Source organism: Rhizobium sp. M1 (assembly GCF_002531805.1).
In the GTDB taxonomy this organism is placed as follows: domain Bacteria; phylum Pseudomonadota; class Alphaproteobacteria; order Rhizobiales; family Rhizobiaceae; genus Rhizobium; species Rhizobium etli_C.
On sequence record NZ_NWSW01000021.1, the window covers coordinates 94,095 to 118,171 of the forward strand.

20 protein-coding genes and 1 pseudogene are annotated in these 24,077 nt (G+C 63.1%); 11 read left to right on the plus strand and 10 right to left on the minus strand.

Features of this window, described 5'->3' with window-relative positions; genetic code table 11:
• The first annotated feature begins 206 nt into the window (after positions 1-206).
• On the plus strand, positions 207-2,546 hold the full coding sequence (locus tag CO655_RS21255) for a methyl-accepting chemotaxis protein (protein WP_097606868.1): 2,340 nt from the start codon (positions 207-209) through the stop codon (positions 2,544-2,546).
• Between the two features lie 75 nt (positions 2,547-2,621).
• Here CO655_RS21255 and ptsN read toward each other — a convergent pair whose 3' ends face one another.
• The 6 genes and pseudogenes from ptsN to lptC all read right to left on the minus strand — a co-directional run bounded on the left by ptsN (position 2,622) and on the right by lptC (position 8,234).
• The gene (gene ptsN / locus CO655_RS21260; protein WP_003570770.1) at positions 2,622-3,086 is read right to left on the minus strand and encodes a PTS IIA-like nitrogen regulatory protein PtsN; all 465 of its coding nucleotides are present in this window, start codon (positions 3,084-3,086) and stop codon (positions 2,622-2,624) included.
• Positions 3,087-3,160: 74 nt separating this feature from the next.
• Complete coding sequence (gene raiA, locus CO655_RS21265) at positions 3,161-3,736, minus strand: ribosome-associated translation inhibitor RaiA (protein WP_003570772.1); 576 nt, start codon at positions 3,734-3,736, stop codon at positions 3,161-3,163.
• Positions 3,737-4,340: 604 nt separating this feature from the next.
• Complete coding sequence (gene rpoN / locus CO655_RS21270) at positions 4,341-5,900, minus strand: RNA polymerase factor sigma-54 (RefSeq protein ID WP_097606866.1); 1,560 nt, start codon at positions 5,898-5,900, stop codon at positions 4,341-4,343.
• A gap of 194 nt (positions 5,901-6,094) precedes the next feature.
• A pseudogene (lptB, locus tag CO655_RS21275) lies at positions 6,095-6,826 on the minus strand (LPS export ABC transporter ATP-binding protein); the annotation flags it as partial.
• Positions 6,827-6,911: 85 nt separating this feature from the next.
• Positions 6,912-7,553 carry an LptA/OstA family protein gene (locus tag CO655_RS21280; protein ID WP_097606864.1) on the minus strand — a complete coding sequence of 214 codons (642 nt, stop codon included), beginning with the start codon at positions 7,551-7,553 and terminating at the stop codon, positions 6,912-6,914.
• Positions 7,554-7,568: 15 nt separating this feature from the next.
• Complete coding sequence (gene lptC, locus CO655_RS21285) at positions 7,569-8,234, minus strand: LPS export ABC transporter periplasmic protein LptC (RefSeq protein ID WP_064681350.1); 666 nt, start codon at positions 8,232-8,234, stop codon at positions 7,569-7,571.
• A gap of 224 nt (positions 8,235-8,458) precedes the next feature.
• Here lptC and sppA point away from each other — a divergent pair, with 224 nt between their 5' ends.
• The 3 genes from sppA (at position 8,459) to CO655_RS21300 (ending at position 10,232) form a co-directional block, all read left to right on the plus strand.
• A complete protein-coding gene (gene sppA, locus CO655_RS21290) occupies positions 8,459-9,409 on the plus strand; it encodes a signal peptide peptidase SppA (RefSeq protein WP_097666427.1) in 951 nt (316 codons plus the stop codon).
• A 29-nt stretch (positions 9,410-9,438) separates the two neighbouring features.
• Positions 9,439-9,738 (plus strand): integration host factor subunit beta, encoded by a 300-nt coding sequence (locus CO655_RS21295; protein WP_003544934.1) that lies wholly within the window; start codon positions 9,439-9,441, stop codon positions 9,736-9,738.
• A 161-nt stretch (positions 9,739-9,899) separates the two neighbouring features.
• Entirely contained in the window at positions 9,900-10,232 is a 333-nt protein-coding gene (locus tag CO655_RS21300; protein ID WP_097666393.1) for a LapA family protein, read from the plus strand.
• 16 nt (positions 10,233-10,248) lie between these two features.
• Here the strand turns inward: CO655_RS21300 and CO655_RS21305 are convergent, their stop codons facing one another.
• Together CO655_RS21305 and CO655_RS21310 are read right to left on the minus strand one after the other, a co-directional pair.
• On the minus strand, positions 10,249-10,683 hold the full coding sequence (locus CO655_RS21305) for a GNAT family N-acetyltransferase (RefSeq protein WP_097606861.1): 435 nt from the start codon (positions 10,681-10,683) through the stop codon (positions 10,249-10,251).
• Positions 10,684-10,742: 59 nt separating this feature from the next.
• Positions 10,743-11,198 (minus strand): carbon monoxide dehydrogenase subunit G, encoded by a 456-nt coding sequence (locus CO655_RS21310; RefSeq protein ID WP_097666395.1) that lies wholly within the window; start codon positions 11,196-11,198, stop codon positions 10,743-10,745.
• A 426-nt stretch (positions 11,199-11,624) separates the two neighbouring features.
• On the opposite strand from CO655_RS21310, the gene CO655_RS21315 reads away from it, so the two are divergent.
• The 5 genes from CO655_RS21315 (at position 11,625) to CO655_RS21335 (ending at position 17,402) form a co-directional block, all read left to right on the plus strand.
• Complete coding sequence (locus CO655_RS21315) at positions 11,625-12,722, plus strand: class I SAM-dependent methyltransferase (protein WP_097666397.1); 1,098 nt, start codon at positions 11,625-11,627, stop codon at positions 12,720-12,722.
• Positions 12,719-13,579, plus strand: a complete 861-nt coding sequence (locus CO655_RS21320; RefSeq protein ID WP_097666399.1) for an RNA methyltransferase — start codon at positions 12,719-12,721, stop codon at positions 13,577-13,579. The genes CO655_RS21315 and CO655_RS21320 overlap by 4 nt, the downstream gene beginning before the upstream one ends.
• Positions 13,576-14,079, plus strand: a complete 504-nt coding sequence (lspA, locus tag CO655_RS21325) for a signal peptidase II (RefSeq protein WP_097579524.1) — start codon at positions 13,576-13,578, stop codon at positions 14,077-14,079. Before CO655_RS21320 ends, lspA begins: the two co-directional genes overlap by 4 nt.
• Positions 14,080-14,134: 55 nt before the next feature.
• Complete coding sequence (locus tag CO655_RS21330) at positions 14,135-16,414, plus strand: ATP-binding protein (protein WP_097606857.1); 2,280 nt, start codon at positions 14,135-14,137, stop codon at positions 16,412-16,414.
• Positions 16,415-16,523: 109 nt separating this feature from the next.
• Positions 16,524-17,402 carry a GNAT family N-acetyltransferase gene (locus CO655_RS21335; protein WP_097606856.1) on the plus strand — a complete coding sequence of 293 codons (879 nt, stop codon included), beginning with the start codon at positions 16,524-16,526 and terminating at the stop codon, positions 17,400-17,402.
• 67 nt (positions 17,403-17,469) lie between these two features.
• Here the strand turns inward: CO655_RS21335 and CO655_RS21340 are convergent, their stop codons facing one another.
• Entirely contained in the window at positions 17,470-18,459 is a 990-nt protein-coding gene (locus CO655_RS21340) for a helix-turn-helix transcriptional regulator (RefSeq protein WP_097606855.1), read from the minus strand.
• A 180-nt stretch (positions 18,460-18,639) separates the two neighbouring features.
• Positions 18,640-20,925 carry an NADP-dependent malic enzyme gene (locus tag CO655_RS21345; RefSeq protein WP_097666401.1) on the minus strand — a complete coding sequence of 762 codons (2,286 nt, stop codon included), beginning with the start codon at positions 20,923-20,925 and terminating at the stop codon, positions 18,640-18,642.
• 113 nt (positions 20,926-21,038) lie between these two features.
• Between CO655_RS21345 and mutS the strand changes: the two genes are divergently transcribed.
• Entirely contained in the window at positions 21,039-23,765 is a 2,727-nt protein-coding gene (gene mutS / locus CO655_RS21350) for a DNA mismatch repair protein MutS (protein ID WP_097666403.1), read from the plus strand.
• Positions 23,766-23,776: 11 nt separating this feature from the next.
• Positions 23,777-24,052 carry a hypothetical protein gene (locus CO655_RS21355; protein ID WP_010031717.1) on the plus strand — a complete coding sequence of 92 codons (276 nt, stop codon included), beginning with the start codon at positions 23,777-23,779 and terminating at the stop codon, positions 24,050-24,052.
• The last annotated feature ends 25 nt before the right edge of the window (positions 24,053-24,077 follow it).

A 24,077-nucleotide genomic window follows, 5' to 3' on the forward strand; every position in this document is an offset into this window, starting at 1 on the left:
TAGTTTTGAGGGAATTTCTGCGGTTTTCCTTGCCTCGACCATTCGAGTTTCATTCAAATTTAAGGTATTTCCGGCGATCTTCCTCGTGATCGCCGGATCGTCGCGCTTGCGGATCCGCGGCTCATTCGGCTGCTCCATGACGGGGCGATGCCTTCGCTCCTGCGCCGGAGAATGCCCGTTCGGCGCATCCCATGCCCGAGGACTCCATGTTCATTTTTCGAATGAAATCGCTTGCGGCGAAGCTCATCGTCATCACCGGCATCGCCATCGCGCTTGTGCTGATCGTCTCGAACTTTTTCCTCATCGGCCAGACCCGGGACCGCGTCCAGACGCTGACGATGGATCAGGCCAATCTCGAGGCGAAATCGATCGCCAATGAGATCGCCGCCAATGTCGGTGAACTTGCCAGCGCCGCGCGCAGCATGACCGGTGTCATCGGCCGCGCCCATGAAGGCAAGTCGCTCGATCGCAAGGGCGTCATCAACGTCCTGAAGGCCAATATCGAGCAGAATGCCTTCGCCTTCGGCAGCTGGTTCTGCGAGAAGCTCGGCGCGTTTGACGGCAAGAGCACCGAGTTCGCCAACAACAAGGACGAGGGCGGAAACAAGAACGGCGTCTTCACGCCCTATTGGTCGAAGACCAAGGATGGCGGCGTCCAGTATTCGACTTTCGACGAAGATTATACTGCCGAATGGTGGAAGCTTGCCGCCGATAGCGGCAAGGGTGCGATCACGACGCCTTACATGGCCGAAGGCACCGACGTTCCGACGCTGCTGACCTCGATCGCCTATCCCGTCATGTCTGATGGTAAGATGATCGGCGTCGGCGGCGTCGACATCTCGCTGAAGTCGCTGACCGACAAGCTGCAGGCACTGCATCCTTTCGGCTCCGGCCGCGTGACGCTGCTGTCGCAGGCCGGCAACTGGATCGTCGCGCCGATCCCCGACCTGATGACCAAGCAATATGACGGCGAAGGCGCCGACATCGTCAAGGCGGCGCTGTCGAGCAAAGAGCCCGGCCTCGTCAGGAACCTGACCTATGACGGCCTCGATCCCTTCGACCGGGTCGTCTATCCCTTCGCCGTTCCCGGCGTCAACGCCACCTGGGTCGTGCTCGTCGACGTCCCGCATGCCGCCATCAACGCACCGGTCAAAGACCAGACCTATATGATGATCATCAACGGCCTGATCGTGCTCGGCGCCGTCATGCTCGCGCTCTATTTCGCCGTCCGTTCGCTGGTGCAGCGGCCACTCGGGGGGCTCGTCGCCAGCGTCAAGACGCTCAGCGATGGCCACTATGGCGAGCCGGTCGCAGCCCAGGATCGCAGCGACGAGGTCGGTTCGGTCGCCAAGGCGCTCGAAGGTTTCCGCTTTACACTCGCCGACACCAAGCGTCTCGAAGACGAGGCTGCCAGAGAACGGCAGGCGGCCGAGGCCGAGCGCGGCCGCTCGGAATCGGAACGCCAGGAATCGGTGTCGCTGCAGCGCCGTATCGTCTCGATTGTCGGCGCCGGCCTTTCCGAGCTGTCGCGGGGCAATCTCGGCCACCGCATCAGCGACGACTTCCCCGGCGAATACGGCAAGCTGAAGCAGGATTTCAACGCGGCGCTTGCAAGCCTCGAAGAGACCATCAACACCATGACCCTCAGCGTTGCCAATATCGGCTCGGGCACCGGCGAGATCAGCAACAGCGCCTCCGATCTCGCCAAGCGCACCGAACAGCAGGCGGCCAGCCTGGAGGAGACGGCGGCGGCGCTCAACGAGCTCACCGCGCAGGTCGATTCCAGCGCCGATAATGCCCGCACGGCGGCCGACAACGTCAGCCTCGCCTGCCAGGATGCCGAAAGGTCCGGCGAGGTGGTGCAGAAGGCGATCGCCTCGATGCAGGGGATCGAACAGTCTTCGACGGAGGTCTCGCGGATCATCGGCGTCATCGACGAGATCGCCTTCCAGACCAATCTGCTGGCGCTGAATGCCGGCGTCGAGGCGGCGCGCGCCGGCGAGGCCGGCAAGGGTTTTGCCGTCGTCGCCCAGGAAGTGCGCGAACTCGCGCAGCGCTCGGCCAACGCCGCCAAGGAGATCAAGACGCTGATCAACACCTCGGCCGTCCAGGTCAAGGAAGGCGTCGATCTCGTCGGGCGTGCCGGCGGCACGCTGCACAAGATCGCCGAACAGGTGATGGGCATCAACGACCTCATCCGGCAGATCTCGGCTTCGGCCAGCGAACAGGCGGTCGGGCTCAAGGAAATCAACCAGGCCATGAACCAGATGGACCAGGTGACGCAGCAGAACGCGGCGATGGTCGAGGAAGCGACCGCCGCCAGCGTGGCGCTCAACGACGAGGCGCAGACGCTGAAGGCGCTCGCCACACGCTTCCGGGTCTCCGGTTCGGGCAACGCTGCTCAGCTCACCGCCGTCGCCCAGCAGATGCGGGCGCCGGCTGCCCCAGCCGCCTCGCCTCGGGCCGCCGTCCCGGCAGCCCGCCGACCGGCCGCGCCGTCGCGCGGTTCCGCCGCCGTGGCGCAGGACAGCTGGGAAGAGTTCTGATCGTTCCGTTCCGTTCTATGATGAAAAAAGGCGCCTGCGAAATCAGGCGCCTTTTTTATCAGGAATAGAAGTGGTTCAGGCCGCGTTCGAGGTCTGCTCTTCGTTGAGGAAGGCGTAGATCGCAGAGGCGGAATCGGTGGCGCGCAGCTTTGCCACGAGATCATGATCACGCAGGACGCGGGCGATGCGCGACAGCGCCTTGAGATGATCGGCGCCCGCGCCTTCCGGCGCCAAAAGCAGGAAGACGAGATCGACCGGCTGGTCGTCCAGCGCTTCGAAATCGACCGGCTGCTCCAGCCGCGCGAAGATGCCGACGATCGAATGAATGTTCACCAGCTTGCCGTGGGGAATGGCGATACCGTTGCCGACGCCGGTCGAGCCCAGGCGTTCGCGCTGCAGGATGACGTCGAAGATCTCCCGTTCGGAGAGCCCGGTGATCCTTGCGGCTCGTGCCGCCAATTCCTGAAGCAACTGTTTCTTGGAATTTACTCTGAGGGCGGGAATGATCGCATCCTGATGGAGCAAATCTGCCAATGCCATTTCTTTTTCCTTCTGTCGCCGGGATCAGATGATGCGGGGGAGCGGCGGCGATACCGCCGCTCACCGCCCTGATCTCAGCCTTTGATATTGGCCGAATCGATCCAGCCAATATTCCCGTCGTGGCGACGGTAAACAATGTTCAGATGTTCCTTGCCGGGGCTGCGGAACAGGAGAAGCGGCTCGTCGGTCATGTCGAGCGCCATCACGGCGGTGGCGACCGACATGGTCTTCAGCTGCTTCGTGCTTTCAGCGACGATCGCCGGGGCGAAATCGTCGGGAATTTCATCCTCGTGATCAGGAACGGAGTCCATGACCGTGTAGGAGACTTCTGCAAAACCATTCAGGTGGTTTCCGGCATGATGGTCCTTCAGCTTGCGTTTGTAGCGGCGCAGACGCTTCTCGATGCGCTCGGAAGCGGCGTCGAAGGCAAGCTGGGGATCGGTTGCTTCGCCGGCGGCATGCAGCACCACTCCGCTGTCGAGATGAAGCTTGCAATCTGCCGAGAAACGAGAACTCGCCTTTTCGACGGTCACCTGGCCGGAATACCCCCCGTCGAAGTATTTCGTGATGGCCATACCAATTTGGTCCTCGATCTTTTGACGGAAGGATTCACCAATTTCCATATGTTTCCCGGATACACGCACACTCATGGAGTTTCCCTTCTTATGGTCGTTTGCGGGTATCAGTTTACGCCAAGCCTCAGGTTCATCCAAGCACTTCGCGCAATCTCAAGCAAGATCGGCGTGGGCCTGCGGGTCCTCGGTGCCCTTGGGATGATGGGGATAACTTCAAAAGGCGCTCACGGCGTCGATTGCGGCGGGCTTCTAGCCAGAGCTTACCAAAAAGTCAATAGGGCGGAAAATGGCCAGCGGCGATGCGCGGGGAACGTGCGGAGGATTCCTTGCCGACAGGCGCTCCCGACGATCACCGCTTCGATGGCCTTCAACGCTTCGCGCTTAAGCTGTGCCGCCCTACGGGTATCATTATTGCAGTGACACCACTGCTGTCCGGTTGGCGTCGACGGCTGCCTCTCACCCTGACCTACCGGGGTCGAGGTCCGCGGCTCGACCTGGCTGGTGGCGGGCGGCGACCTCTTAGAGCGACAATTGAATTGTCTAAAGCGCTGAGAAACGTTTGATACGCAATAGAATCAACACCGTGCAACAAGTCCACCAAATTTAGCCGGAGAGCGGTGTGGTGACACCTGATATGGCTGGCGATGCGGTCGAACCCGGCGCCTGGATGAGACCCGCGTCAGAAGCCCGCGACCTTGGCGAGCGCCCGCTTCTCGCGGCGGCGCTGGACCGAGGAGGCGATGTTCATCGCTTCCCGGTATTTCGCCACCGTGCGACGGGCGAGATCGATGCCGCCCTTCTTCAGCATATCGACGATATCGTCATCGGAGAGCACCGCGTCCGGGCTCTCCTGCATGATCAGGGCGCGGATCTTGTGACGCACGGCCTCGGCCGAATGGCTGTCGCCGCCTTCGACGGCGCTGATCGACACGGTGAAGAAATATTTAAGCTCGAAGAGGCCGCGCGGCGTCAGCATGTATTTGTTCGAGGTGACGCGGCTGACGGTGGATTCGTGCATCTTGATCGCCTCGGCGACCGTCTTCAGGTTCAGCGGCCGCAGGTGGTCGACGCCGTTGAGCAGGAAGGCATCCTGCTGGCGGACGATCTCGCTTGCCACCTTCATGATGGTTTTCGCCCGCTGGTCCAAGCTGCGCGTCAGCCAGTTGGCGCTCTGCAGGCACTCGGACAGGAAGGCATGATCCTCACCGTTCCTGGTCACGCGCGAAAAATACGACTGGTTGACCAGCACGCGCGGCAGCGTATCCGGATTGAGCTCGACCAGCCAGCCGCCGTCTGCCGACGGCCTGACGACGACATCGGGCATGATCGCTTCGGAAACACCCACCTCGAAACCGCTGCCGGGTTTCGGATTGAGCTGGCGGATCTCACCGAGCATGTCGAGAAGGTCTTCCTCGTCGACGCCGCAGAGCCGCTTCAGCGTGGCGAAATCGCGCCGCGCCAGCAGTTCGAGATTGTCGACCAGCGCCTGCATGGCAGGGTCGTAGCGGTCCTTCTGCCTGAGCTGGATCGCCAGGCATTCGGCGAGGCTGCGGGCGAAAACCCCCGGTGGATCGAGCGTCTGCAGGGCGGCAAGCACGTGTTCGACCTGTTCGAGGCTCGTGCCGAGCCGCTCGCCGGTCTCGACGAGATCGGTCTGCAGATAACCGGCATCATCGAGCTGATCGACGAAATTCTGCGCGATCAGCCGGTCGGTCATATCGGGCAGGATGAAGGGGATCTGCTGCGCGAGGTGGTCGCGCAGCGACAGCTGGCCGGCGACGAAATCGTCGAGATCATAATCGGCGCCCTCGGCGCTGCCCGGCATCGACTTCCACTGGCCGACAAGTTCCGGCGCATCGAGGCGCTGCGGCGCGCCGTCATCGGGAAAGACATTGGTATAATTGGCGTCGAGCTCGTCGTTCAGCCGGCCGGTGCTTTCGCTGCCGCCATTGTCGTACCAGTCGCTGGAGAGCGCCTCGGCGCGATTGTCGGCGCCGTCGTCCGAGCCGGCATCCTCCGGTGGCTGGCCAAACTGCTCGTCCTCACCGGCACCACGGTCGTCGCCGCCCTCGCCGTCATTCGATGGGAATTCGAGCAGCGGGTTCTTTTCCACTTCCTGGGCGATGAACTGGCTGAGCTCGAAATGCGTCATCTGCAGCAACTGGATGGATTGCATCAGTTGCGGTGTCATCACCAGGGACTGGCTCTGGCGCAGGAAAAGATTGGCGGACAGTGCCATGACGGACGCGAAACTCCCCTCAATTCCTCCGGGAAACCGCGTCCAGTTAACGCCTCAGGCCACGGAAACCAAGTTGGCCCAAAAATTGCTTTTTTATCTCATTTGGTCAAGCGGAACTAAGCGGCAAGGTGAATTTCCGCGCCGACGGGAGCATGACGGATTCCGATTTGGTCGAAAATCAGCCTGATCCGGCGTCAGAGGCTGAAATTGTCGCCGAGATAGAGCCGGCGCACTTCCGGATTGTTGACGATATCGTTCGCCCGGCCATGGGTCAGCACTTCGCCAGCATGAATGATGTAGGCGCGGTCGATGAGACCGAGCGTCTCGCGCACATTATGGTCGGTGATGAGAACACCGATGCCGCGCGCGGTCAGATGGTGGACGAGGTTCTGGATGTCGGCGACCGAGATCGGGTCGACACCGGCAAAGGGCTCGTCGAGCAGCATGAAGGTCGGGTCGGTCGCCAGCGCACGGGCGATTTCGAGACGGCGGCGCTCGCCGCCGGAAAGAGCGACCGCGGCACTCTTTCTGAGCTTCTGGATATGAAATTCCTCCAGCAGCTCGTTCAGCTTCTGCTCGCGCTCGGCCTTGTCCTTGACATGCACTTCGAGGACGGCGCGGATATTTTCTTCCACCGTCAGCCCGCGAAAGATCGAGGCTTCCTGCGGCAGGTAACCGACGCCGAGGCGGGAGCGGCGGTACATCGGCATGGCCGTGACGTCGTTGCCGTCGATTTCGATGGTGCCTTCATCCACCGGCACAAGGCCGGTGATCATGTAAAAACAGGTCGTCTTGCCCGCACCGTTCGGACCGAGCAGGCCGACGGCCTCGCCACGGCGCACCACCAGCGAGACGCCGTTGACAACGCGACGCGTCGCATAGGTCTTCGTCAGACCACGGGCGATCAGCGTTCCCTGATAGCGACTCTTGTCGGCGGCACCCGCAGCTTGTGGCTCGGGCTGGCCGAACATGGTGGATAGCGATGTTAATTTCACGTGGGAGGCCGGCTTCTCAGTTCTGCTTCTGCTGCTGCGCATTCGGCTGCGATTTCGGATCGAGCTGAATCTGGACACGCCCGCCGCAGCTTTCAAGCTCCGCCTGGCCGGTTTGCATGTGAACGGTCAGTTTGCAGCCGGTAAAGACGTTCGGCCCGTCCGACAGGATAACCTTATTGCCCTGATCCGCCGTCAGGGTGAATGTCTGCGAGGCCATGTCGAAATTGCCGTCATCAGCGGTCGCCGTCTGCGTGCCCGAGGTCAGCAGGACCTTGTCGGTCACCAGGATCTTGTCGATATCGGCACTCCCCGATGCGAGCGAGGCAGACTTTTCCGGCTGGGCGGCGGGCTGAGCCCCATCGGCGCCCGGCTTTGCCGCCTTGTCCTTATAATAGACGGTCATCTTGCCGGACTGCATCGTCGTCGTCCCCTGGACGACCTTGACGTTGCCGGTGAAGAGGGCGGTGTGCTCCTGGTCATGGATCTCGAGCTTGTCGCTTTCGATCTGGATCGGCTGGTCGTTGGAAAGCTTCATGCCCGACATCGAGGCCGTCGCCTGCTGCGCGCCGGCGCCCGAGGCCGTCAGGATAAGGGCAAACGCGCCGGCAATGAATGCTACGCCCGTCTTGCAAGCTGAAATGCGACAATCTTTTGTCATGGATGACCCGGCTGGTTAGGTGCCCTGTTTATGGATGGTGGATGGATCGACATTCATGCGAACATTCCCCTCGAATGTGATCACCCGCCCCTTATCTGTTATCTCAAGCGTCTTCGCAACAATGGAGGCATTGTCCTTGGTGATGGTGACGGGGTCGTCGCTGCGCATGTTGCCGCCCTTGATGTCGAGCCGGGCGGACTGGAATTTCGCGTTGAGGCCACTGCTCAGCACCAGGGTGAAGGGGGCCGTCATATGCAGATTGTCGGTGGCGCGGTTGTAATCGGCGGTCGAGGCGACGACGCGGGCGATCAGGCCGTCATTCATCGGCACGGCGGCCTTGATGGTCTCGAGCGTGATGAGATCGGGATTGCGGATATCCTGTAACGCTCGTTCAGCGAGCATCGAATAGTTGATGCCGTCGGAATTGCGGCCCGCGATCGCCGGCTTTTCCATCACGACCTTGCCGTTCTCGATCTTGGCACCTTCGAACTTGACGTTTTCGGGCAGGTAGATGCTGACCAGCGCCACCGCCGCGAGGCCAGCGGCGACGATGAGAGCGGCCACCGGCAGCAGGATCTTCAGCCGCCGCACGCGGGCGGAATGGAACAACGCATCGCCATAGGCGCTCCTGCCGGAGCCCACATAAGCGGCATTTCCGTTGTTCTTCAGGGTGTCGAGCATTGGTCTCGTTCCATCTGCGGTGATTGCCGCGCCTTATAACAAAGCCGGCCGCCAATCACAGTTCGTTTCGCATTATTACATTGGCTTGCCAATATGGAATTTTTTCTGCAACAAGCAACAAAACGGAAAAACATCAAAAAGTGGCATTCGTACGCGCCGCTGCCACCTATTTCACCGGATCGATCGGCGCCGTGCCGACGCCGGGCCAGCGCTGGAGGTATCTCATGGACAGTTCGATCATCGCCGATCGCCGGCGGCTGCGCCGCAAGCTCGGCTTCTGGCGCATCGTCGCGGTGGCCCTCGTCGTGGCGCTTGGTCTGGCCTTCTACGGCTTCGCCTTCGGCGGTGCCGGAACCGAGCGCCCGCATATTGCCCATGTGACGATATCCGGGCTGATCGTCGACGACGACGAGCTTCTGGAGCGGCTGAAGAAGGTCGAGACCAGCGATCAGGTGAAGGCAGCGGTGATTTCGATCTCCTCGCCCGGCGGCACGACCTATGGCGGCGAAAAAATCTTCAAGGCGATCCGGGCCATATCGGCCAAGAAGCCCGTCGTCTCGGACGTGCGCACGCTTGCCGCCTCGGCCGGCTACATGATTGCCACTGCCGGCGATACGATCATTGCCGGCGACAGCTCGATCACCGGCTCGATCGGCGTCATCTTTCAGTATCCGCAGATCCAGCCGCTGCTCGACAAGATCGGTGTGTCGCTGCAGGAGATCAAATCCTCACCGCTGAAGGCCGAGCCCTCGCCCTTCCACGAGGCGAGTGAGGAAGCCAAGGCGATGATCCGCAACATGGTGCTCGACAGCTACAACTGGTTCGTCGACCTTGTCGCCGACCGGCGCAAGCTTCCGCGCGAGGAGGTGCTGAAGCTCGCCGACGGCACGATCTATACCGGCCGGCAGGCGCTCAAGGCGAAACTCGTCGATACGATCGGCGGCGAGCCCGAAATCCGTGCCTATCTTAAATCGCGCGGGGTGGACGCCGATCTGCCGATGGTGGACTGGGACAAGAAGAGCAACACGCCGTTTCTGCTCGCTGGGGCTGTTACGCGGTTGATTACGATCCTCGGTTATGATGATCTCGTCAAAGGCCAGGATATCAATGGAATCCTGCCCCCAAAGTTGCTTCTTGACGGGCTGCTTTCAGTTTGGCAGGTTGGCCACGATTGATAAGAAATCAATAATTTAAGGGGGCGACTGTGATCAAGTCCGAATTGGTGCAGATTGTTGCGGCACGCAACCCGCATCTCTATCATCGCGACGTCGAAAATATCGTCAACGCGGTTCTCGACGAGATCACCGATGCACTGGCTGCGGGCAACCGCGTCGAATTGCGCGGTTTCGGCGCGTTTTCGGTCAAGAACCGCCCTTCCCGCTCCGGCCGCAATCCGCGCACCGGCGATACCGTCTTCGTCGAGGAGAAGTGGGTTCCCTTCTTCAAGACCGGCAAGGAACTGCGCGAGCGGCTCAATCCCGGCCAGGCCGACGAAGAGGATTGAGCGGCGCAACCGGCCTGCGGCGAAACCGCACTTGAACTTGAACTCGGTTTTCCTATTCTGCTAGCGCATCGGCCCGAAAATCGGAATCGATTTTCGGGCCGATGCGTAGATACAACGCGCCATTCGAAGAGAGCGGCGCCGTCCGACGCATGGAGACACCAATGGCCAAGAAGATCGTCAACCTCTTGATTCTGCTGCCGCTCGGCGTCATTCTCATCGTCTTCTGCGTTGCCAACCGGCAGAGCGTTACGCTCGCCTTCAATCCGTTCCGGCCTGACGATCAGGTGCTTGCGGTCTCCGCCCCCTTCTTCGTCTTCCTCTTCATCGCGCTGATTTCAGGCATGCTGATCGGCTCGGCCGCCACCTGGTTCAGCCAGGGCAAACACCGCAAGCGGGCACGCACCGAGGCCAAGGAAGCCATTCGCTGGCAGGGTGAGGCCGACCGCCACAGGACGCGCGCCGAGGATATCGCCGGCCAGCTGCCGTCGCGGTAAGAGCGTTGCCGGCGCGTCAAACCGGACAGAAGCTCAGCTCCTCATAATCGCCTTCCGGCGAGGCGCCGTTGCCGGTCACTGCAAAACCGTGGGAAAGGTAGAAGGCCTTCGCCCGCCGATTGTTCACCAGGCATTTCAGCCGGTATTTATGCTGCGGCCATTCCGGCAGCGCCTGCAGCAGCGCCGTGCCGGCGCCGAGGCCCTGGAATTCCGGTCTGATGTAAAGCATGTGAATGAAATCGTCTTCCGGCCAGAGCGACAGGAAGCCGGCAAGCCCGCCATCGGCATGCTCGCAGACGAGGATCGTCTCGCCATTGGTATGGGCGGCAAAATCCTCGTGATGGAATTTGCCGGGATCGACCCAGACGAATGTCTGGCGGCGCACGGAAAGATAGATTTCCGCAAGCATGTCCTGGTCTTCCGCCCGCGGCGGCCTGATGGTCCATGTCATGATGAGGGCTTAAACCAAGCTCCTGCCCGCGCCAAGCCCACCGCCAACGCCTTCGGCGCTTAATCGGCGGCCATTTTTGCGACGACGGCAGCGTTGAAATCCGAAAAGAAGCCTTCGGCCAGCCTCTGCGAGGTCGAATCGAGCAGGCGGGCGCCGAGCTGGGCGAGCTTGCCGCCGAGTTCGGCCCTCGCCCGGTAATGCAGGATCGTCTCACCGCCCCGCTCTTCGAGCACGACATCGGCGGCTCCCCTGGCAAAGCCGGCAAGGCCGCCCTTGCCTTCGGCCGACAGCGTATAGCTTTTGGGCGCATCGACATTGGCAAGCGTCAGCAGTCCATGAAAGGTGGCCGACAGCAGGCTGAACTTGACCCTGATCGTCGCCTCGAAGGTGTCGGGCGACAGCCGCTCGATGCTCTGGCAGCCGGGAATGCAGCCGCGCATGATGTCCGGATCGTTGAGCGCCGCCCAGACCATGTCCCGCGGCGCCGCGATGCGTTCTTCGCCGGTGAAATCCATTCGATAGCCCCATCTCCGATTCGCTCACCTTATCCCAACGGCAAAGCGCTTTGCCAAGGCGGAGGAATGTTTATCTGCGGGCTGGCGCCGCAGCGAGAAATTGACCGTACGGCATGCTCCAACATCCCTCATCCTGAGGCGCGCAGCCCATAGGGCGGAGCCTCGAAGGACACGCCGCAAAGCTGCTCCTTGCATTCATCCAAGGTCAGCGCACCCGCCTCGTCCTTCGAGGCCCCTGCGGGGTACCTCAGGATGAGGCTCTCTCTTGAGCCGCGGCCCGTGTCCGCTGCGCTTCTATGCCTTCATGCTCGCCTCCGACGACTTGAAATAGACGCCCCCGCCGGCGCGCAGTTGATCCGGCACGCTTTTCTGGGCTACTGCATAATTCAAAGGGCGCTGTGCCCGACAGAGACGCGGAAGAGCACGTTGAAACAGAAAGAACGCCGGCCGGGCCAGAAGAAAACGTCAGGTCCCTCCGGTGAAAGCCGCAGGGACGATCGGGCCGGCCGGCCGGCGAGGCCGGTTGCGCAGTCTGTGGCGGCCCGCGAGGCGGCGCGAGAGAGCGCAGTGCCGGTCGCAGCCGCGCGTCCGCTGACGACGCGCAGCGGCGAGCGGCCGGCGGAACGCGTGCCTGTCATTCTCGAATCGCTCGGCGCCGGCGATTTCCACCTGATCGACAGCGGCGACGGCCAAAAGCTGGAGCAATACGGCCCCTATCGCATCATTCGCCCGGAGGCCCAAGCGCTGTGGCGGCCTTCACTGGCGCCGCAAATCTGGGAGAAGGTCGACGCCGTCTTCACCGGCGATACCGATGAAGAAGGCACCGGCCGCTGGCGCTTCCCGAAGGCCGCACTCGGCGAGACCTGGCCGCTCAATTTGCTCGGCGTCGATTTTCTCGGCCGCTTCACCTCCTTCCGCCATGTCGGCGTCTTCCCCGAGCAGATCGTCCACTGGAGCTGGATGAAGGATCAGGTCGAAAAAGCCGGCCGGCCGCTGAAAGTCTTGAACCTCTTCGGCTATACCGGCGTCGCCTCGCTGGTCGCCGCCGCAGCCGGCGCCGAGGTCACCCATGTCGACGCGTCGAAGAAGGCGATCGGCTGGGCGCGCGAAAACCAGGCGCTTGGGCGCATGGAGAAGCTGCCGATCCGCTGGATCTGCGAAGATGCGATGAAATTCATCCTGCGCGAGGAGCGCCGCGGCAGCCAGTACGACATCATCCTCACCGATCCGCCGAAGTTCGGCCGCGGCCCCAATGGCGAAGTCTGGCATCTCTTCGAGCACCTGCCGTTGATGCTGGATGTCTGCCGCGAGATCCTGTCGCCGCAGGCGGCCGGCCTAGTGCTGACGGCCTATTCGATCCGCGCCAGCTTCTATTCGATCCACGAGCTGATGCGCGAGACGATGCGGGGTGCCGGCGGCGCGGTCGAATCCGGCGAACTGGTGATCCGCGAGGCCGGCCTCGACGGCAAAACGCCGGGCCGCGCCCTTTCCACCTCCCTCTTTTCCCGCTGGGTGCCCAAATGAGCAAGGACTTCCACGATCAGGGACCGCGCCGGGTCGGCCAGGTGAAGGAAGTCACCTCGCTCGCCAATCCGATCATCAAGGACATCAAGGCGCTGACGAACAAGAAGTCGCGGGAGGAAAGCGGGACTTTCCTCGCCGAAGGGCTGAAGCTCGTCATCGATGCGATCGAACTCGGCTGGACGATCCGCACGCTGGTCTACGCCAAGGCTGCCAAGGGCAAGCCGCTGGTCGAGCAGATGGCGGCCAAGACCGTCGCCTCCGGCGGGCTGGTGCTCGAAGTCAGCGAAAAGGTGATCGGCTCGATCACCCGCCGCGACAACCCGCAGATGGTCGTCGGCATCTTCGACCAGCGCTGGAAACCGCTCAAAGACATCCGGCCCAGGGAGGGCGAGACCTGGGTGGCGCTCGATCGCGTGCGCGACCCCGGCAATCTCGGCACCATCATCCGCACAGCGGATGCGGCCGGGGCTTCCGGCGTCATTCTGGTCGGAGAGGCAACCGATCCCTTTTCGCTCGAGACCGTGCGCGCCACCATGGGCTCGGTCTTTGCCGTGCCGGTCGCACGCGCAACGCCGGAGGAATTCCTCGGTTGGCGGAAATCGGCCGGCGTTTCCATTGTCGCCACCCATCTTGCCGGCGCGGTCGATTACCGCACGATCGACTACCGGAAGAAGCCCATCGTGCTCTTGATGGGCAATGAGCAATCCGGCCTGCCCGAGCAACTCGCCAAAGAGGCCGACGCGCTTGCCCGCATTCCGCAGCAGGGCCGCGCCGATTCCTTGAACCTCGCCGTCGCCACCGCCGTCATGCTTTTCGAGGCGCGCCGCCATCTCCTCTCACTTGCCGAGGGCAAATGACCGAACAGACGCATGCACGTCCCGCGCTCTTTGCGCGCCCAGCGCCGATCCTCTTCTTCATCGTCGCCGCCGTTCTCATCGACCAGATCGTCAAGATCGCCGTCGACCATTACCTGCCGCTGCAAGAAGCCGTGCCTGTTCTTCCGATGCTGGCGCTCTACCGCACCTATAATCTCGGCGTCGCCTTTTCGATGCTGTCGGGCATGGACGGCTGGTTCATCGTCGGCATGCGGCTCATCATCGTCGCCTTCGTCATCTGGCTGTGGTACCGCACCGCCAAGGATCGCTGGCTCGCCCATCTCGGTTACGCGCTGATCATCGCCGGCGCGATCGGCAATCTGGTCGACCGCTTCGCCTACGGGCATGTGATCGACTACATCCTTTTTTACACCGAAAGCTGGTCCTTCGCGGTCTTCAATCTCGCCGACAGTTTCATCACCATCGGCGCGGCCTGCGTCATTCTCGACGAGCTGCTGCTGCCGAAAAAGGCCGGCCGCTAAAATCTTATCGAATTCCTGAAGGCATTCGGAAGGGGCCTCATGTTAGCCATATAGCATGCACAACCTGGGACAGTTGCAGGAAAGATTGTCCGCCGCCTTCGGCGGACCCGCCGCCAAGCCGCATCAGGAGCGGATGGGGCAACCCTCCCCGCGACCACATGCGGGGGCACCCGCGGAAGCCAATCGGCGCCAGGCGCCCGCCCCGACACGGCGCCTGCTGTTCTACTGGCTGAGTGGCGTCGGCCTCCTTGCCGCAACGATCCTCATGCTGCTTGCCCATGCCGGCCATCCGCTGCTGCTGCCAGGCGGGCTTGTCGTTCTCGGCCTTGCGGTGCTTGCCGGTTACCTCGTCCTGACGATCCGCCGGCGCGGGGCAAACACGCCCGGCCGCCAATCCCTGCCGGAGCGCAACGACGGCGCAAAGCTGTTCGCCGACGTGCACGACGTGCTCGGCGACATCACTGTCGGCCGCACCATGGACCGGCGCATCATCTCCGCCAATGATACGTTTCGCCGTCTGACCGGACGGCTGCATCCGGAAGGACGCAGCTGCGAGGAGATCGGCCTCGCCTTCCGCCCCGGTCCGATCCCGCATTGCTACGATGTCGAAATCTCGACACCGGAAGGCCAGCGCATTTTCGTCTGGCGCGACGTCGTCACCCGCGATCCTGCGAACGGCCGCCTGTTGCTGCAGAGCGTTGCCCGCGACGTCACCGAAGAGCGGCTGATCGCGCAGAGCCGCGAGGAGGCCCGCCAGAAGGCCGAATATAACAGCGCCGCCAAATCCAGGCTGCTCGCCACCGTCAGCCACGAAGTGCGCACGCCGCTTTCCGGCATCCTCGGCATGACGCATCTGCTCGCCGAGACGCGGCTGACGCAGGAACAGCAGAATTATCTGGCGAATATCCGCCAATCCGGCCACGCGCTGACGCAGCTCGTCGAAGATCTGCTCGATTTCTCCACCATCGAGGTCGGCCGTTTCGAACTGCACCCACGCTCCGAATCCCTGCGCAAGCTGCTCGAGAGCGTCGTCGAGATGCTCGCCCACCGGGCGCATGAAAAGGGTATCGAGATCGGCGCCACCGTGTCATCCGACGTGCCGGAGCAAATGAGCTTCGATCCGGCGCGGCTGCGCCAGGTTCTGTTCAACGTCATCGGCAACGCCGTGAAGTTCACTCAGGTCGGCGGTGTCTTCATCCGCGTCTCGCTTGACGCCGGCAACCTGTTGATCACCGTGGCCGATAGCGGCCCCGGCATGACGGCGGAGGAGCAGGCGCGCGTCTTCGGCGAGTTCGAGCAGGGCGGCACCGTCGCCGACAAGAGCGCCGGCACCGGGCTCGGCCTTGCGATCTCGGCGCGCATCATGCGCGAATTCGGCGGTGCATTGACGGTTGCCAGCGAAAAGGGCCTCGGCAGCGAATTCACCATCCGCTTTCCCGTCGATATCGGCAGCGAGCGGCCCGACCGGCGAAACACGCTGCTTGCCGGCAACAGCGTCGTGCTCTTGGCGCCGGCAGGGGCGGCGCGCACCGCCATCGCCGAGACCATCACCGCGCTCGGCGGCATCTGCCATCTCGTCGGTGACGGCGAGACGGCGCGGGAAAAGCTGCTCGGCATGGCCAATGGCGGCGGCCGGCCGACCGATATCATCGTCGACCACCGCATGTCGGCGGAATTTTCCACTCACCTTGCCGATCGCGCCGAAATCGCCGCGCTCGGCCTGCGCAAGGTTCTGCTCGTCAACCCGGAAGAGCGCAGCGCCCATCCGCTCGACCTGTTCGACGCCTGGCTCATCCGGCCGCTGCGCGAACAGTCGCTGATCGATGTGCTGCGCGGGCGCATGCGCGGCATGGAAAAGCGCGACGCGCTGAACGACAACCAGCCGGGCTTCGGGCTTTCGGTGGCGGAGGCGAGGGTGGCGGCGAGCGGGCTCAGCATCCTGCTCGGTGAGGACGATCCGATCAACGCCATGCTGGTGCGCGTCGTCCTGGAAAAAGGCGGGCACAAGGTGCGCCACGTCGAAGATTTCGAGACGCTGCTCGATTGCGCCCTCGGCGAGGCCGATGCCCGCCCCGACATCATCATCAGCGATCTGTCGATGCCGGGCGGCAATGGCATCGACATGCTGGGACGGCTGCGCGGCCACGAACGGCGGCTCGATCTTGCCCCCGTGCCGGTGATCGTGCTGACCGCCGACAAGAGCGACGAATCACGCCGCCAGGTCCTGCTCAACGGCGCCAACCGGGTCATGGTGAAGCCGGTCGACCCGCTGCGGCTGCTGACCGAAGTTCAGGCGGTCGCCGCACTTTCCGCCCGCCGCGCAGAGGCGCGATAGAGCCCCGTGGGGACCGGCACGCGTCTTGCCTCGGGAAATGCAATATGTCACTTTCCTGTCGTACAGAAGTGTTTTATGGCGTCGATAAGCCGGCAACCGGAGAATCGCCATGTCCTCCATCGACATTCTCAATCGTGACGTCACAGCCGAGGCTGCACGGCCGTCGACGGCTGCTGTCCAGAAGGACGGCGATATCCTTGGCCGCATCGGCAATCTGGAAACGCGCCTTGCCCGCACGGCGCGCGAGATCGACGCCGCGCAGGCGGTGCGCTACCGCGTCTTCGTCGACGAAATGAAAGCGCAGCTGCCGCTGGACGCCATGCGCCGCCAGCGTGATGTCGACGCCTATGATGCCTTCTGCGATCATCTTCTTGTGCTCGACCGTGCGATCGAGGGCGATTCTGAAGACCAGATCGTCGGCACCTATCGGCTGTTGCGCCAGGATGTCGCCATGGCCAATGGCGGTTTTTACTCGGCTTCCGAATTCGAGATCGAGGGGCTTCTCGCCAAGCATCCGGACAAGCGCTTCATGGAGCTCGGCCGCTCCTGCGTGCTGCCGGAATACCGCACCAAGCGCACCGTCGAGCTTCTATGGCAGGGCAACTGGGCCTATGCGCTGAAGCACGGCATGAGCGCCATGTTCGGCTGCGCCTCGTTCCCCGGCGTCTATCTCGAAAGCCATGCGCTCGCCCTGTCCTTCCTCTACCATAATGTGCTGGCGAAGGACGAATGGGCCGTCGGAGCGCTGCCGCATCTCGCTCGCAACATGGACCTGATGCCGGTCGAGGCGGTCAACCCGAAGCGGGCGCTGATGGCCCTGCCGCCGCTCATCAAGGGTTATCTGCGCCTCGGCGCGATGGTCGGCTCCAGCGCCGTCATCGATCATGCCTTCAACACGACCGACGTGCTGATCGTGCTGCCGATCTCCAGCATTTCCGACCGCTACCTGAACTATTACGGCGCCGACGCCGGCCGCTTTGCGAGCTAGACCTTCTCTGGCCGGCTTGCAACATGCAGCCCTGGCGCAAACCCGCCGGGCTCTCCGATCGGCGCCCTCATAGACCGGATCGCCTTCTCGTGTCCGACGGGTTCTCTCCATAGGCCGCCCGATAGATTGCGGCAAAACGGCCAAAGTGGAAGAACCCCCACTTCAAACAGATGTCCCGCAACGGCTGCCGGTTTGAAGGATCGCGCAGATCCTCCCTGACCGCCTGCAAACGGATCGTCCTGAGGTAGGCCGACGGTGTGGTTGCCTTGAAGGCCCGAAAACCGATCTCAAGAGCGCGAATGGAAACGCCCGCGGCGTCCGCGACATTCTGCATCGTCAACGGCTGGGCAATGTTCGCATGCATGAATTCAATTGCGCGACGGACATGCCGTGGGGCGATCAGATGGATTTTCTTGTCCAGAAGATGCGAGAGCCGATGAGGAACCAAGCGCACCACCAGATCGGCAAATGCCTGGGTCAGGTTCGATAAGGCAATCGGCGAGTGGAGCAGTGGGCCATCGTTGCGCATGCCGATGATCATCGTTTGAGCGAGACCGACGATCAGCTGTCCCGCCGCCGTGGAACGATCAACGACCGGCGCCAGGTCCAATGCCCCGGTCAGCGGCGTCTCCAATACGGCGGCGACGGTTTGAGCGATGATCGCCCAGCTCAGACTGAGTGTGTCTGACCGGTGAAGTCCTGCCCGTACGGAAACCCGTTCCGGCTCAAGATTGTTCGTCAACAACAGCCGCCCGGGTGTTGCTTCGGCCACGGTCCGACCAAAGGCGACATCGAGAGCTCCCGTGCGCGGAACGATGATTGCCAGGGTTTCCGGCGTTCCACCTGCCGTTCTCGCACCCCAGCCGCCGGAATCCTGGTTGCTGACCAGCGACAACCTTTCATCACCCCAAAACCCGACTTTCCAGTCGAGTGGTTTGTCTCGACCATTTCGCCATGCGTCGAACGAACCGAACCCCTTGGTCAGAGCCTCGACCATATCGTCGAACGTTGTCCCCTGAAATCGGGCGGTAAAATTCGGGGATGCGTTTTCCGGCATGGGAATCCAAATGGCTGATGAAATATCAAATTTATGCCGTGCGCATTGTTTCAAAAGTATGACTTATCGGATGGACCCTTTCAACCATATCCTCGGCGCGTAAGCCACAAAAAGGCGCGCCCGGCCGACGTCCTGTCGGCCGGGCGCTAAATGCCGTCTCGAATGGGAGGCAGAGGCCGGTTACGAACCCGCCCCGTAGGCAGCGATCGCCGCCATGTTGACGATATCGCTGTCCTTGGCGCCCATCGAGGTGATCTGCACGGCCTTGTCGAGGCCGACGAGGATCGGGCCGATCACCGTCGAGCCGCCGAGTTCCTGCAGCATCTTGGTTGAGATCGAGGCCGAGTGGAAGGCGGGCATGACCAGCACGTTGGCAGGGCCGGAAAGGCGGCAGAACGGATATTGCTCCATCACCTTGCGGTTCAGCGCGACATCGGCGGCCATCTCGCCGTCATATTCGAAATCGACGCGGCGCTTGTCGAGGATCTTCACCGCCTCGCGCACCCGCTCGGAACGTTCGCCGGAGGGATGGCCGAAGGTGGAATAGGCGAGCAACGCAACACGCGGCGGATAGCCCATGCGCCGTGCGAGGCCGGCGGCCTCTTCGGCGATATCGGCAAGCTCTTCGGCGCTCGGCATGTCGTGCACCGCGGTATCGGCAACGAAGACGGTGCGGCCGCGGCACAGCGCCAGCGACACGCCGATGACGCGGTGGCCGGGCTTCTCGTCGATGCAGCGGCGCACATCCTCGAGTGCGGTCGAATAGTTGCGGGTGATGCCCGTCACCATGCCGTCGGCATCACCGAGCGCCACCATGGTGGCGGCGAAATGGTTGCGGTCGTTGTGAATCAGCCGCTGCGCATCGCGGTGGAGATAACCCTTCCGCTGCAGCCTGGCATAGAGATAATCGATATAGGCCTCGACGCGGGTGGAGATGCGGGCATTGACGATCTCGAGGCCGGGGCGGTTGAGATCGATGCCGGCGCGCTCCGCCGTCGCCCGGATCAGGTCCTCGCGGCCGAGCAGCAGAGCGGTGCCGAGCTGCTGGTTGGCATAGGACAGTGCGGCACGCAGGACCTGCTCTTCCTCGGCTTCGGCAAAGACGATGCGCTTCGGCCGGCGGCGCACACGCTCATAGAGGCTGGCGAGCGTCGAGGCGATCGGATCGCGGCGGGCCGAAAGCTCGCGGGCATAACCGGCCATGTCGGTGATGACCTTGCGGGCGACGCCGGTCTCCATCGCGGCCTGGGCGACGGCGACCGGGATGGCCGAGATCAGCCGCGGATCGAACGGAACCGGGATGATGTATTGCGCGCCGAAACGCGGCCGGTTGCCCTGGTAGGCGGCGACGACATCATCGGGCACGTCCTCGCGGGCCAGATTGGCCAGCGCCTTGACGGCGGCGATCTTCATCGCGTCGTTGATCGTCGAGGCGCGCACGTCGAGGGCGCCGCGGAAGATATAGGGAAAGCCGAGGACGTTGTTGACCTGGTTCGGATAGTCCGAGCGGCCGGTCGCCATGATGGCGTCGTCGCGGATACGGGCCACCTCTTCCGGGGTGATTTCGGGATCGGGATTGGCCATGGCGAAGATGATCGGCCGATCCGTCATCGAGCGGATCATCTTGGCCGAGAAGGCGCCCTTCTGAGACAGGCCGAAAATGACGTCGGCACCCTTCATCGCCTCTTCCAGCGTGCGGGCGTCGGTCTTTGCCGCATGCGCCGATTTCCACTGGTTCATGCCCTCGGTGCGGCCCTGATAGATGACGCCCTTGGTGTCGCAGAGGATGATGTTTTCGGGGGCAAACCCCATGGCCTTGACCAGTTCGACGCAGGCGATCGCCGCCGCGCCCGCACCGTTGCAGACGAGCTTCGTCGTCTTCAGGTCGCGGCCAGTCAGTTCCAGCGCATTGATCAGGCCGGCGGCGGCGATGATCGCCGTGCCGTGCTGGTCGTCATGGAAGACCGGAATGTCCATCAGCTCGCGCAGCCGGCTTTCGATGACGAAGCAATCCGGCGCCTTAATATCCTCGAGGTTGATGCCGCCGAAGGAGGGGCCGAGGAAGCGCACGCAGTTGATGAACTCGTCGACATTTTCCGTATCGATCTCGAGGTCGATGGAATCGACGTCGGCGAAGCGCTTGAACAGCACCGACTTGCCTTCCATGACCGGCTTCGAGGCGAGCGCGCCGAGATTGCCGAGACCGAGGATGGCCGTGCCGTTGGAAATGACGGCGACCATGTTGCCGCGCGCCGTGTAATCATAGGCCGTCTGCGGATCGGCGGCGATCGCCTTGACGGGGACGGCGACACCGGGCGAATAGGCGAGCGACAGGTCGCGCTGCGTTGCCATCGGCTTGGTCGGGTTGATCTCCAGCTTGCCGGGCCGGCCCATGGCATGAAAATCGAGCGCCTCCTGGTCGGTCACTGATGTCGTCGGCCGGTCCTTCTTATCGATATCGGGCATAAATCCTCCAACGTCCTGTGGGCGACGCTTTGCTCTTCCTCAAATGCTGTTGTCATCTATAGCGGCGCGCGGATAGGGTTGGCACCTGTTTTTTTGGGAAAAACTGCACCTCCGTGAACGCACGAATAGACACAGGAAATGAAGCCTTTTCGGCTGCCGAGCTTGCCACGGCGGAAAGCCGTGCCTCGGCGACGCCGATGATGGAGCAATATATCGAGATCAAGGCGAACAATCCGGGTTCGCTGCTCTTCTATCGCATGGGCGACTTCTACGAGCTGTTCTTCGAGGATGCGCTGGAGGCTTCGCGCGCGCTCGGCATCACGCTGACGAAGCGCGGCCAGCATATGGGCCAGGATATCCCGATGTGCGGCGTTCCCGTGCATGCCGCCGACGATTATCTGCAGAAGCTGATTTCGCTCGGCTTCCGCGTCGCCGTCTGCGAGCAGATCGAGGATCCGGCCGAAGCAAAGAAACGCGGCGGCAAATCCGTCGTCAAGCGCGATGTCGTGCGCTTGGTCACGCCGGGCACGATCACCGAGGAAAAGCTGCTATCGCCTTCCGAATCCAACTATCTGATGGCGCTCGCCCGCATTCGCGGCGGGGCCGAACCGGCGCTGGCGCTTGCCTGGATCGATATTTCCACCGGCGTCTTCCGGCTGGCGGAGACGGAAAGTTCGCGGCTGCTCGCCGACATCCTGCGCATCGATCCGCGCGAGCTGATCCTGCCCGATACGATCTTCCATGATGCCGAGCTGAAACCCGTCTTTGACGTGCTCGGCCGCACGGCGGTGCCGCAGCCGGCGGTTCTCTTCGACAGCGCCAGCGCCGAAGGCCGGATCGCTCGCTATTTCGGGGTTTCGACGCTGGATGGCTTCGGCAGCTTCTCGCGCGCCGAGCTTGCGGCGGCCGCAGCCGCCGTCGCCTATGTCGAGAAGACGCAGATCGCCGAGCGTCCGCCGCTTGGGCAGCCCGAGCGGGAAAGTGCCGCCTCGACGCTTTTCATCGATCCGGCCACCCGCGCCAATCTCGAACTTGCCCGCACGCTGTCGGGCGATCGCAACGGTTCGCTGCTGAAGGCGATCGACCGCACCGTCACCGGCGGCGGCGCCAGGCTTCTGGCCGAGCGGCTGATGTCGCCGCTCACCGACCCCGCCCGCATCAATGCCCGGCTCGATTCGATCGGCTTCTTGATCGACGAGCCGTCGCTTTGCGGCAAGCTGCGCGACACGCTGAAACATGTGCCCGACATGCCGCGGGCGCTCTCCCGCCTGGCGCTCGACCGCGGCGGCCCGCGCGATCTTGCCGCCATCCGCCAAGGCCTGCAGGCGGCGGGCGGCGTTGCGGTCATGCTCGCAGACGCCATGCTGCCGGAAGAACTCGGCGAGGCGCTGTCCGGGCTGAAAGCCCTTCCCGCAAACCTGGAAACGCTGCTTGCCGAGACGCTTGCCGACGAACTGCCGCTGCTGAAGCGTGACGGCGGTTTCCTGCGCGACGGCGCCAGCGCCGAGCTCGACGAGGTCCGGGCGCTGCGCGACCAGTCGCGCCGCGTCATCGCCGGGCTGCAGCTGCAATATGCCGAAGAAACCGGCATCCGGTCGCTGAAGATCAAACACAACAATATTCTCGGCTATTTCATCGAGGTCACCGCCGGCAATGCCGGCCCGATGACCGATACGGCCGAAGCCAAGGCCCGCTTCATCCACCGCCAGACGATGGCGAGCGCGATGCGCTTCACCACGACCGAACTTGCCGATCTTGAAAGCCGCATCGCCAACGCTGCCGACCGGGCGCTTTCGATCGAACTCGAAGCCTTCGACAGGATGACGGCGGCCGTCGTGGCTGAAGCCGAGGCGATCAAATCGGGCGCCCGGGCGCTGGCGGTGATCGACGTCGCCGCCGGCCTGGCACTGCTCGCCGAAGAACAGGCCTATTGCCGGCCGCAGGTCGACGGCTCGAAGATGTTTGCCATCGAGGGCGGCCGTCATCCCGTCGTCGAGCAGGCGCTGCGGCGGCAGGCGGGCGGCCCCTTCGTCGCCAACCATTGCGATCTTTCGCCGAAGGACGGCGCCAAGGACGGCGCCATCTGGCTGCTGACCGGCCCGAACATGGGCGGTAAATCGACCTTCCTGCGCCAGAACGCGCTGATCGCGATCCTGGCGCAGATGGGCTCCTTCGTGCCGGCGACATCAGCCCATATCGGCATCGTCGACCGGCTGTTCTCGCGCGTCGGCGCCTCCGACGACCTGGCGCGCGGGCGCTCGACCTTCATGGTCGAGATGGTGGAGACCGCCGTCATCCTCAATCAGGCGAGCGACCGTTCGCTCGTCATCCTCGACGAGATCGGCCGCGGCACCGCGACATTCGACGGCCTGTCGATCGCCTGGGCGGCCGTCGAGCACCTGCACGAGGCCAATCGCTGCCGCGGCCTCTTCGCCACGCATTTCCATGAGCTGACCGTGCTGTCGGAGAAACTTGGCCGGCTATCGAACGCCACGATGCGCGTCAAGGAATGGGACGGCAACGTCATCTTCCTGCATGAGGTCGGGCCTGGTGCGGCCGACCGCTCCTACGGCATCCAGGTCGCCCGCCTCGCCGGGCTTCCGGCCTCGGTCGTGGCGCGCGCCCGCGACGTGCTCACCCGCCTCGAGGATGCCGACCGCAAGAATCCGGCAAGCCAGTTGATCGACGACCTGCCGCTCTTCCAGGTGGCGGTGCGCCGCGAGGACGCGGCTCGCGGGCCGTCCAAGGTCGAGGAGGCGTTGAAGGCGATGAGCCTCGACGACATGACGCCGCGCGAGGCGATGGACGCGCTTTACGATCTCAAGAAGAAGCTGAAATAGGAGCGCGGCCGATGTTCATGGAAAAGCTGGTTCGCGAAACCGAGCGCCTCTCACTGATCTGCTCCATGTTCGACACGATGCGGCGCGCCGACCAGGATCGTAATGCGCGCGGCTGGACCTCGCCGATCGGCTTGCTGAAAATCACCCGCAGTTGCGCTATGATCTCGGAGCTCGCAACCGCGATCGCCAAGGCAGGTTATCGCGAATGCGACAGGCAGACGCTCGAAGAGATCCTGGGCGAGACACGGCAGGTGCTCTACGCGCTGAGAGCGCAGGCGGCCGACTGAGGCTTTTGCCGAAAGCCGCTGCTTG